Source organism: Bradyrhizobium sp. RD5-C2 (assembly GCF_019972155.1).
Taxonomy (GTDB): Bacteria; Pseudomonadota; Alphaproteobacteria; order Rhizobiales; family Xanthobacteraceae; genus Bradyrhizobium.
This window is the reverse complement of record NZ_BOVL01000012.1, coordinates 470,784-480,024: the sequence shown is the minus strand read 5'-3', so window position 1 is coordinate 480,024 and position 9,241 is coordinate 470,784. Positions and strand designations below refer to the sequence as shown.

The window sequence follows — 9,241 nt, the reverse complement described above, 5'->3', positions numbered from 1 at the left end:
GCGGGACCTGCGCCAAGGCCGCCCGCAGTGAGGAAACGTCCGCCCGTCGTGATGCCGCGTCGACCGCGGCGCGGGCCTTTTGGATCGAACGAGGGAACTCCGATGGCGACAGTAAATTACGAGATGGACGGCAAGGTCGGCGTGGTCACGCTGGCGAAGCCGCCGCACAATTTGCTCGACGACCAGCTCATCAACGATGTGGTCGGCGCTTACCACGCAGTGGTCGCGGCCGGCTGCCGTGCCATCCTGCTGCGCAGTGCGATGCGGCACTTCTGCGCCGGCGCGGAGATGGCGTCGTGGGGAACCGGCACCAAGCTGCACACTGATCAGGCCGGTCTTGAAAAAGTCTGGCGCAGTCTGGAGGACGCGCCGGTTCCGACGGTTGCAGCCGTCAACGGCGGTGTGCTGGGCGGCGGTCTCGAGCTCGCGTTGACCTGTGACATGATCATCGCGGCGAACACCGCGTTCCTCGGCCAGGTCGAGGTCGCTGTCGGATTGCTGCCGTTGCTCGGTGGCACCCAGCGCATCGCGCAACGCGCCGGCATCGCGCGCGCCAAGGAGATCGCGATGCTCGGCCGCCGTCACACGCCCGAGGCGTTCGAACGCTGGGGCATCATCAACCTCGTCGTCCCGGAAGCGGAGCTGGCGGCATCATCGATGACCATGGCCCGGCAGCTTGCCGCCGGTCCGACCAAGGTCCTCGCGGGCGTCAAGATGCAGGCCAATCTGCAGGCGCGCGGCGGCGTCGCGGCCGCAGACGCACGGCAGGTCGAGATCAACGACATGATCTGGAAGGCCAAGGATCGCCAGCGCGGCGCCGATGCCTTCTTCGCATCGGGCCCGGCCACGGCCGTCTTCGAGGGAGACTGACAATGTCGGCTGCGCCTCTTCAAGGATTACGGGTGGTCGACTTCACCCGAGTGCTGGCCGGTCCGCACTGCACCAAGGCGCTGCGCGACCTCGGCGCAGACGTCACGAAGATCGAGCCGCCGTCCGGCGATATCGGCCGCGCCGGATTGCCTTACGTCGGCGGCATGGGTCTCTACTTCGTGCAGCAGAACGCCGGCAAGCGGAACCTCAGTATCGACCTGAACTACGTGGAGGGGCGCGAGATCGTCGCTCGTCTGTGTAAAGATGCCGACATCATTGTCGAGAATTTCCGTCCCGGTACCTTGGCGCGATTCGCCTTTAGCTATGATGACGTGCGCGCCTTCAACCCCGGCATCATCTACGTCTCGCTGAGCGGTTACGGGCAGTCGACCTCATGGCGCAATCGTCCGGCCTTTGCGCCAACGGTGCAGGCCGAGACCGGCCTGACCTCGATCGTGCAGGATCACTTCGGCGAGGCGCTGACCGAGCCGCGCGGCGATTCCTGCAGCCACGCCGATGTCTATACCGGGCTGCAGGGCGTGATCGCCGTGCTCGCCGCGCTTCAGCATCGCAACCGCACCGGCGAGGGACAACACATCGACGTGTCGATGGCCGCGACGATGCTGTCAGTCAACGAGCGCGCCGGCGCGATGATGTCGGGGATCGATACCGACGGCGAGCCGATAGCTCTGTCGGCGAACGAGTCGCACATCTTCGAGATGTCCGACGGCACCCGGCTGACGATCGCCGCGAGCCCGATCTATTCGCCGATGTTCACGCGCTACTGCGCCATGATGCGTCGAAGCGATCTGCTGGCGGATCCGCGCTACGCCACCGCCAGCCTGCGCCGGCAGAACCTCGCGCCGCTGCTCGCGGAAATCCGCGCCTGGATCACCACGTTCGAGAACCTCGAACAGTTGCAGGCGCAGGTCAGTGAAGCCGGGCTCGCGGTTGGGCGCGTGCGTACGGTCAATGAGTTCGTGCAGACGGAGTGGGCCAAGGAGTGGAACGCCGTGATCGAGGTCGATGACCGCGCCGGCGGGCTGGTCCGCATGCCGGGCAACCCCTGGATATTCAGCCGTTCGGAACTGCCGTCGCCCGGCCTGCCGGCCTATCAGGGCGAGCACAATGAAGAGGTTCTTGGCCAACTCGACTTTGCGCCCGAGAGGATCAAGGATCTGCAACAGCGGAACATCCTGCTCAGCCGGCGGTAGGTAGAGCTTGTCCGGGCATTGTAAAGGGAGCGTTTGAATTGGGTGGAGGAGGAATCCAACGGCATCAGCCGATCCGAGCCGATTTTCTTCGCATATTCCGCAACGCAAATTTCCCGACGCGAACTCTCAAGCCGGCGGCAAACTGGTTCCGACCCTCTCGCCGGCCCAAGGCCACGCCTTTGAGATGGGGGATCTGCAGGTATTTGGGCGCGCATTTTGGGCGGCGAGGAATTGCGGGCGAAAGGCGGCCTTTGCCGCGCTATCACGAGGATCTCGAGGGGGAGGCTGCCCGTTAGTAAGAAGAAAGGGGCTTCGAGCATAGTGGGTCTTGCGATGTAGCGGACCACGACTCGAAACCCGCGGCTCCTATCCCGATTTGAACCTACCACTCGATGGGATCCAGGTTTTGGCGGACGCCCGGAGAAAATATCGTAGATCTTGGTGCCTCGACCCCCGATTGCCGCAGGCCAGTTACACGAACTAGGAAAGGACTCCAACGGCCCTTTGGGAGGCACCAGGATGAGAGAAGCCGGCGCTCGCTTTCACAGCGCCAACATGTCCTGGCAAGGCCGTAACGTGTTGTGCCCAGCGTTCAAGCGCCTCGCGCATCTCGGCGGCGTACCGAGCGCGGTTATATACGCCGGCAACGCCGGCCCGGTGGCCGCTGACGTGGTTTAAGATCGCCTCCACGATGTGTGGCAACACGCCAAGCCGGTCGGCCATTACCGTGGACGCCGATCTCCGGAGATCGTGAACCGTCCAATGGGGCAGGGGTTCGCCGAGGGCCTCGGCGATGCGCTCATCAAGCGCCGCCTTCGACTTTGACCAGCCGGAGAACCCACGATGCGGGTCACTGCTGCGTCGGGGCCCGTCGCCAAAGAGGAAGTCTCGGCTTTTTCGGCGGGGCGGGAGCAAGGCCAAGGCGGCGGGAACCAATGGCAGCAAGTGCTCGCGATGGTTCTTGGTCCGGGCACCTGGCAGGGTCCAGAGCCCCGAACTCGTATCGAGTTCGGTCCATTGCATACTGCCTACTTCATGACGGCGTTGGGCTGTGAGGAGCAACAAACGCACAATGCGTCCGTAATCGTCATCCTCGCAGGCCTGCCAGATGGCTGAAAGCTCCGACTCGGTGAGGACCCGTTCCCGGCTTCCCGGCTGCGCGGGTCGATTGGTGCCGAGAACCGGGTTCGCGGCAATGTCGAGTCCCTCGCGGATTGCCCAGTTGAACATTGAGGACAGCGCGGTACGGGCGCGGGCCGCTGAGACCTTTCCATGACGTGATGCGATGTCAGCGATACGAGCCGAGATGTGACGACGGGTGATCTGGAAGACCGAGACAGGATGCAAAGGTTTCCAAATGACCAACAGGTACCGCTCTATTCCCGAGTAGGTCGTGGGCCTCAGCCTTTGCTTGGCGTTCCGGAGATATTGATCCGCGATCACCCGGAGGGTGTCGGCCGCCTGCATGCGGGCCTTGGCTTTCTCGTCCGCCGGGTCTTTGCCGTCGGCAACCAGACCCAAAAGCCGCTTGGCTTCCCTACGTGCGAGCTCGGGTGTCCAGGGGGCGCCATGAGGACCGATGGTGACGAAGCGCTGCCGGCCGAACACTCGGTACTTGAGGACGTAGGTCGCTTGGTCACGTTGACGCCGAACGCCAAAACCTCGCACCGCTTGGCGGTGGTCTGCGTCCCAAATAGCTTCGCCTGGCTTGAGCGCTTGGACTGCGCGAATCGTTATACTCGAGACCGCCATCCGTCGCCTCTGTAGCTACCACTTAGCTACCACCATAGCGCCAATTGGAGCGCAGATAAGGCGAGGCGCTTCGGTCTTACCTATTGATAATAATGACATTTTCGCGCAAACGGCGGGAATATCGTAATACCGGCGGAGCTCTTTTTTTGCCTGTGGAACAGGAGGTCGGTGGTTCGAGCCCACCCAACTGTACCATCCACACCATCACCCACCGCGACGTCGCAAGCTCGGGGCCATCGCAAGATCGCTTGCCGTCTCCCTTGATCGCCGGTGGCGTGTCATCTCGCCCGCTTGCACTTCCTCGTGCCATCACCCACACTCCGCGAAACGACGCCTTAACGACACCTTAGTGCCACCTTGGGGGGATGCATGGGGACCGCCGGTTCAAGGAGTTTTTCGTTTGCGTTGATATCAGTGGTCGGCTTTGCCGCGCTGCTGCTGCCGGCCCGGAGTGAGGCCTACACGCCCGACCAGCAGCAGGCCTGTACGCCGGATGCGTTCCGGCTTTGTGGTCCCGAGATTCCCGATGTCGATCGCATCACGGCCTGCATGATCAGGAACAGGGCGCAGCTGTCGCCGGCCTGCCGCGTGTTCTTCCGCGCAGATCCCGAGCCGCGTGAGGCGAGCGAGCGTGTCGAACGGCGGCCGGTCGCTGCGAAGCGAAAGGTCTCCAAGTCGCACAAGGCGAAGAAGTCGACCCACTGACGTCCGCCGCTGATTTGATTCCCATCGCGCGCACGCGAGAGGCGCGAGCCCGGCGCGTTGTCTTGACGCGAACCGGTGTGGCTTCGCGGTGGAATGCTCAGCGGCAATTTCAAGACCGTCATGCGCGACAGACTGACGCCTTGTGACGCTGTCACGCAGCATCATCTCTGCTGTTGGTGTTGTCTGCCAAATCCGTTTCGCGACGGAACGGATGGAGTGAGGCGCGTGAGCGAATACGACAAGCAAGAGATCGATCGGCACTTCGCCTGGTTCGAAGCCAAGCTTCCGGAAAGGCCGGCGCGCTTTGTCGCGTGGCTGCGCAAGCCGTCGTCGCGCTATGTGCGGATTCCGCTCGCGATCCTCCTGATCATCGGCGGCATCTTCAGCTTCCTGCCGATACTCGGACTCTGGATGCTGCCGCTCGGACTCCTTTTGTTCGCGCAGGATGTCCCGTTCTTGCAGAAACCGACGGCGCAATTGCTCGGCTGGATCGAGCGCAAATGGATCGCGCGGCAGCGCGCCAAAACTGCCGAAAAGCGCTAGGCCTGAGTCATATCAAACGCTTAGCGCTTCCATTTTCGGTTGTGTCATAAGTTGAGTGTGACTCAAAAAGCAGAATGCACCGGTAATCTTGGCCGCTTTGCGGATTGCAAGAAGTTTCTTCTTTCGCGAATCAGCGTGCTGATTCATTTTCGCCTCCTGGGGTCAATCTGGAGGCCAACGTATGAACGTGATTGTTTTCGCTTCGCGTAAGGGGGGCTCGGGGAAAAGTACCCTGGCTGCTCACCTCGCCGCGCAAGTGCACAAGGCAACGAAGCCCTGTCTGCTGATCGATGCCGATCCGCAGGGCTCGCTGACGCTCTGGCATAAATTACGCGGCACCAACGAGCCGGCGATCAAGACGGCGGTGAACTCGGTCAGCGGGATCATTGCTCAAGCCAAGCGCGACGGCATCGAATGGGTGTTCATCGACACGCCGCCGAATCTGTCGGCCGTGGTCGACGACTCCATCAAGAACGCCACGATGGTGATCATTCCGGCGCGGCCCGGCGTGTTCGACGTCAACGCGGTGCAGGAAACGATTCAGACCTGCCGCTCGATGCGCAAGCCCTACGCCGTCGTGATCAACGGCGCGCCTGCGCAGCGTGACGGCGCCGAAAGCCGCATCGTCGCGATCGCGCGTGAGGCGCTGGCGAAATTCCGCGCACCGGTGTGGAGCGGCCAGATCACCAACCGCGCCGACCTGCTGATGGCGCTCGGCCAGGGTGAAGGCGCCCGCGAATATTATGCGGAAGGCCGCGCTGCTGCCGAGATCAACCGGCTGTGGGCCGCGATCGAACGCTCGATCAAGGCAATTCGCGGCACGGCGTCGTCGTCCGGCGCGATGCACAAGCAGGCGGCGTAACAACGCCGCTTTGGTTCGAACTGGAAAGAAACGCGCGGCAGTCGCGCGTTTTTTGTGTGCTGAAGCGACGAGGCAATCGCAGATTGCCTCGCTGACTTTGGCGATGACGCGATGGATGGCGTTACGCCACCATCAGCAGATAGAATGCGATCACCGGCGCCAGGGTCAGGATCACCGACCAGATGCCGACAGCCCATAGAATATCCTCGGTCGTGAAGCCCGGCTCGGCACCCGGCCTCACGGCAAAAAAACCGTTCCTCGAATTCACGACGCCCCCGCGTTGATCTTAAGCGCAATGCGGAGACTGATACGCGAGCGGTTTTAAGATCCCGCCCGGAATTTCGCTGGCATTTTCGCAGCGGTGCTACTTCGGATTAACCACAGCCGGGGCGGCAGGCCGCATCCGGCGGGAGGCCGAACGCTTCAGTGCATGCTTCCGTCGCGATCGCGAATCGCGCCGAGATGCTCGTTGATCCGGAATACGATCAGGATGAACTCCGCGGCGATGCGCGAGAACACGATGCCGACGAAGACGCTGGCGATCGATGCGAGCAGCTGGATGAAGCCGACGAACGGGCTGATCGCCATCGCGGTGAGGCTCCACAGGATGCCGGAGATCCCGAACAGCACGATGACCGCGATCACCAGCCAGTAGAACGTCTTGATGATCGTGGGCGTGATGAAGCGGTCCCACTGAAACAGATCCTGGAAATCGAACATCATGGTTCTCCCGGCCAGCCGAAATATGATTCGCGTCGCGTGTATCCTACTGCGTCACCCCCGGCGTGATCACTTCGTCCCGCCAGCCTGCGCAGCAGGCGACCGTCAGGACGAGGCGTCTCGCCGGGCCAATGGTTCGGGGCGGCGCCAAAGCGCCTCCGCACCCAGAGGGATCGATACCGCAGAAACCCAATCAGTCTCGCCAAAGCCAGGCCCGGGACCGGGCGCCGGCAGTCCAGGGGCGAGCTATGCGAGTGGGCTGGTTGTGATTGCTGCAAATAACGGCCACAATCGGGCTTCCCTCCAGCATATCCTCACCCAATGACCACGCTGACCTTCGAAGACTTCAAGCCCGGCCGTTTCGGCACGTTCGGCCCGCGCCATGTTTCGCGCGAGGAGATCCTGGCCTTTGCCGCCGAATTCGACCCGCAGCCGATGCATCTCGACGAGGAGGCGGCGAAGAAATCCATGCTCCGCGGCCTGTCGGGCTCGGGCTGGCATCTCGGCTCGCTGATGATGCGGATGATGTTCGACGGCTTCATCGGCCGCACCGCCTCGCTGGGCGCGCCCGGGGTCAACGAGATGCGCTGGGTGGCGCCGCTGCGTCCGGGCGACGATTTGACGCTGGATGTCGATGTCGTCGAGGCGCGCGTCTCCAAGAGCCGCCCCGAGACCGGCATCGTCACCTTCAAGAGCACGATCCGCAACGCGCGCGGCGAGATGCTGTGCGAGATGGAGGCGCCGATCATGATCGGCCGCCGTGACACTGCGAGCGCATAGGAGAGATCATGCGCTTTTTTGAAGACATGGAAATCGGCGCCCAGCGCGCGTTCGGCTCATTCACCTTCACCGCCGAGGACATCAAGCGCTTTGCCGCGCAGTTCGATCCGCAGCGCTTCCATCTCGACGAGGAGGAGGGACGCAAATCGCTGTTCGGCGGGCTCGCCGCATCGGGCTGGCATGTCGCCAGCGTCTGCATGAAGCTGCTGGTCGCCGACGGCAAACGGCTTGCCGCCGAAGCCGCCGCGCGCGGCGAGACGGTCGCAGTCTGGGGACCCTCGCCAGGCTTCCGCGAGCTGCGCTGGATCCGCCCGGTGCTGGCTGGCGACACCATCAGCTTCACCAACCAGGTCGAGACCAAGCGCACCTCCGAGAAGCGGCCGGAATGGGGCATCATTCAAGCCCGCAATACCGGCGTCAATCAGCGCAATGAGGTGGTGTTCTCGTTCCTCGCGACCGCCTTCGTACCGCGCCGGAATCCCGGTTCCTGATGTTGCCCGCACGCCTCTGATGTTGCACGGACGCCATGGTCGGCAGCTACTTCTGCTGTCGACGTAGTTGTGCGTTGCGTGGAACTCATTTTTTGCTAACGCATTTTGAACCTTTGTCCCTGCCTTATGGCCGGGGGCACGAGCACTTGAGCGAGCACTTGGCCGAACAGCTGGGGACTACTATGGCAGATCGCAGCGCGCTGAAACTCGTCGGCATTATCTTTGCGACGGTGACTGTTGTCGTGATGGTGGCCACCGGAATGGTCGTGAAGGGCTTCGCCGACGGCAATTATTCCTTCGAGACCACCGCGAGCATCGACCGCTGATCGACCGTCAGTGACGTCGGCGCTCGAGGGAGCGCCAGGTAGCGCGCATCCGCGCTTTTCAATGTGACCCCTCGGCAGGCTGCGTCACACTTCTCCCGATCCCGACATTTAACGATTCCAGATCAGCACCATCACGACGGTCGCGGCTGCCAGGATGCCGATGAACCGGATCATGATCGTGCCGATGCCCTGCTGCGGCTGACGCAGCGGTATAGGATCGGCGGCGTTGTCCGGCCGGACGCTCTGCATGAATTCTCTCCAAATGGATGCCCCACCCAGGCGCGGTCCGGATGCGAATTCCGGATTGGACGCGGGCTCGGCATCCCAAGTTCAAATTGGCGTCTGCAAGAATTGACGCCGCGCAGTCTACACCGCGCTGAATAATGAATCGTTCTGCGCCCAATCGGCCCGCGCAAAACGAAGCCGCCGCCCCCCGTTCGGGAGGCGGCGGCCATCAGTCTGGAAAACTGATCAGGATCAGCTGTTGCGCAGGCCGTCGGCGGCACGCTTCCACTGCGAGACGTTGTCGGCGATCATCCGCGTCGACTTCATCGCGGCCTGGCTGAGCTGGGCATAGCCGGAGATCTCGCGCTGGACGCGCTGGCCCTCGGCATGCAGCAGGTCGCGCAGGCTCTCGAGCTCGCCGATCAGCTTCTCGATCTCGGCGAGCGAGGTGCCGGCGACGCGCTGGATAAGCGAGTTGACGTTGCTGACGGTGGCATCGGTATTGGTATCGGTCGGCGCAGTCTCCGGGCTCGCCACCGGGCGGCGCAGATAGGCGATGTCGTTGCGCACGAAGTCGCGGATACCGGCTTCGACTTCCGAGACCGCAGCAAGGTTGGAATCGACCTCGGAAGTCGTTTCGGCTTCGGCTTCCTCGGTACGGTTGGTGGCGTTCATCGGCTTTCCCCTGGTTCGCAATAGCGAAGCGCGGCTTGTCCCCCGCACGACGAATTGATGAAGTTACGGACCTATCAG

General features: G+C 62.8%; 12 protein-coding genes. 8 read left to right on the top strand and 4 right to left on the bottom strand.

Annotation, left to right across the window (positions count from 1 at the left end; genetic code table 11):
* The first annotated feature begins 102 nt into the window (after positions 1-102).
* A complete protein-coding gene (locus BraRD5C2_RS16635) occupies positions 103-870 on the top strand; it encodes an enoyl-CoA hydratase/isomerase family protein (RefSeq protein WP_223969778.1) in 768 nt (255 codons plus the stop codon).
* 2 nt (positions 871-872) lie between these two features.
* The gene (locus BraRD5C2_RS16630) at positions 873-2,084 is read left to right on the top strand and encodes a CaiB/BaiF CoA transferase family protein (RefSeq protein WP_223969777.1); all 1,212 of its coding nucleotides are present in this window, start codon (positions 873-875) and stop codon (positions 2,082-2,084) included.
* Positions 2,085-2,564: 480 nt separating this feature from the next.
* On the opposite strand, the gene BraRD5C2_RS16625 is transcribed toward BraRD5C2_RS16630, so the two are convergent.
* Positions 2,565-3,836, bottom strand: coding sequence for a tyrosine-type recombinase/integrase (locus BraRD5C2_RS16625; protein WP_223969776.1), 1,272 nt, complete (start codon positions 3,834-3,836; stop codon positions 2,565-2,567).
* A 369-nt stretch (positions 3,837-4,205) separates the two neighbouring features.
* On the opposite strand from BraRD5C2_RS16625, the gene BraRD5C2_RS16620 reads away from it, so the two are divergent.
* The 3 genes from BraRD5C2_RS16620 (at position 4,206) to BraRD5C2_RS16610 (ending at position 5,946) form a co-directional block, all read left to right on the top strand.
* Complete coding sequence (locus tag BraRD5C2_RS16620) at positions 4,206-4,541, top strand: hypothetical protein (RefSeq protein WP_223969775.1); 336 nt, start codon at positions 4,206-4,208, stop codon at positions 4,539-4,541.
* A 216-nt stretch (positions 4,542-4,757) separates the two neighbouring features.
* Positions 4,758-5,084 (top strand): hypothetical protein, encoded by a 327-nt coding sequence (locus BraRD5C2_RS16615; RefSeq protein ID WP_374708001.1) that lies wholly within the window; start codon positions 4,758-4,760, stop codon positions 5,082-5,084.
* A 181-nt stretch (positions 5,085-5,265) separates the two neighbouring features.
* The gene (locus BraRD5C2_RS16610) at positions 5,266-5,946 is read left to right on the top strand and encodes a ParA family protein (protein WP_223969773.1); all 681 of its coding nucleotides are present in this window, start codon (positions 5,266-5,268) and stop codon (positions 5,944-5,946) included.
* Between the two features lie 423 nt (positions 5,947-6,369).
* Here BraRD5C2_RS16610 and BraRD5C2_RS16605 read toward each other — a convergent pair whose 3' ends face one another.
* The gene (locus BraRD5C2_RS16605; RefSeq protein WP_050404422.1) at positions 6,370-6,666 is read right to left on the bottom strand and encodes a DUF4282 domain-containing protein; all 297 of its coding nucleotides are present in this window, start codon (positions 6,664-6,666) and stop codon (positions 6,370-6,372) included.
* A gap of 321 nt (positions 6,667-6,987) precedes the next feature.
* Between BraRD5C2_RS16605 and BraRD5C2_RS16600 the strand changes: the two genes are divergently transcribed.
* From BraRD5C2_RS16600 to BraRD5C2_RS16590, 3 genes are all read left to right on the top strand, one after another.
* Positions 6,988-7,446, top strand: a complete 459-nt coding sequence (locus tag BraRD5C2_RS16600) for a MaoC family dehydratase (RefSeq protein ID WP_212316264.1) — start codon at positions 6,988-6,990, stop codon at positions 7,444-7,446.
* Between the two features lie 8 nt (positions 7,447-7,454).
* Complete coding sequence (locus BraRD5C2_RS16595) at positions 7,455-7,937, top strand: MaoC family dehydratase (RefSeq protein ID WP_097673100.1); 483 nt, start codon at positions 7,455-7,457, stop codon at positions 7,935-7,937.
* 182 nt (positions 7,938-8,119) lie between these two features.
* Entirely contained in the window at positions 8,120-8,263 is a 144-nt protein-coding gene (locus BraRD5C2_RS16590) for a hypothetical protein (protein ID WP_223969772.1), read from the top strand.
* Between the two features lie 108 nt (positions 8,264-8,371).
* Here BraRD5C2_RS16590 and BraRD5C2_RS16585 read toward each other — a convergent pair whose 3' ends face one another.
* Together BraRD5C2_RS16585 and BraRD5C2_RS16580 are read right to left on the bottom strand one after the other, a co-directional pair.
* Positions 8,372-8,512, bottom strand: coding sequence for a hypothetical protein (locus BraRD5C2_RS16585; RefSeq protein WP_167350365.1), 141 nt, complete (start codon positions 8,510-8,512; stop codon positions 8,372-8,374).
* Between the two features lie 228 nt (positions 8,513-8,740).
* Positions 8,741-9,163 (bottom strand): hypothetical protein, encoded by a 423-nt coding sequence (locus BraRD5C2_RS16580; protein ID WP_223969771.1) that lies wholly within the window; start codon positions 9,161-9,163, stop codon positions 8,741-8,743.
* Between the last annotated feature and the right edge of the window lie 78 nt (positions 9,164-9,241).

What these genes read in the sequence shown, in the direction of transcription:
- BraRD5C2_RS16635 (WP_223969778.1), top strand. Translation starts at nt 103, where the DNA reads ATGGCGACAGTAAATTACGAGATGGACGGCAAGGTCGGCGTGGTCACG.
- BraRD5C2_RS16630 (WP_223969777.1), top strand. Translation starts at nt 873, where the DNA reads ATGTCGGCTGCGCCTCTTCAAGGATTACGGGTGGTCGACTTCACCCGA.
- BraRD5C2_RS16625 (WP_223969776.1), bottom strand. Translation starts at nt 3,836, where the DNA reads ATGGCGGTCTCGAGTATAACGATTCGCGCAGTCCAAGCGCTCAAGCCA.
- BraRD5C2_RS16620 (WP_223969775.1), top strand. Translation starts at nt 4,206, where the DNA reads ATGGGGACCGCCGGTTCAAGGAGTTTTTCGTTTGCGTTGATATCAGTG.
- BraRD5C2_RS16610 (WP_223969773.1), top strand. Translation starts at nt 5,266, where the DNA reads ATGAACGTGATTGTTTTCGCTTCGCGTAAGGGGGGCTCGGGGAAAAGT.
- BraRD5C2_RS16605 (WP_050404422.1), bottom strand. Translation starts at nt 6,666, where the DNA reads ATGTTCGATTTCCAGGATCTGTTTCAGTGGGACCGCTTCATCACGCCC.
- BraRD5C2_RS16600 (WP_212316264.1), top strand. Translation starts at nt 6,988, where the DNA reads ATGACCACGCTGACCTTCGAAGACTTCAAGCCCGGCCGTTTCGGCACG.
- BraRD5C2_RS16595 (WP_097673100.1), top strand. Translation starts at nt 7,455, where the DNA reads ATGCGCTTTTTTGAAGACATGGAAATCGGCGCCCAGCGCGCGTTCGGC.
- BraRD5C2_RS16590 (WP_223969772.1), top strand. Translation starts at nt 8,120, where the DNA reads ATGGCAGATCGCAGCGCGCTGAAACTCGTCGGCATTATCTTTGCGACG.
- BraRD5C2_RS16585 (WP_167350365.1), bottom strand. Translation starts at nt 8,512, where the DNA reads ATGCAGAGCGTCCGGCCGGACAACGCCGCCGATCCTATACCGCTGCGT.
- BraRD5C2_RS16580 (WP_223969771.1), bottom strand. Translation starts at nt 9,163, where the DNA reads ATGAACGCCACCAACCGTACCGAGGAAGCCGAAGCCGAAACGACTTCC.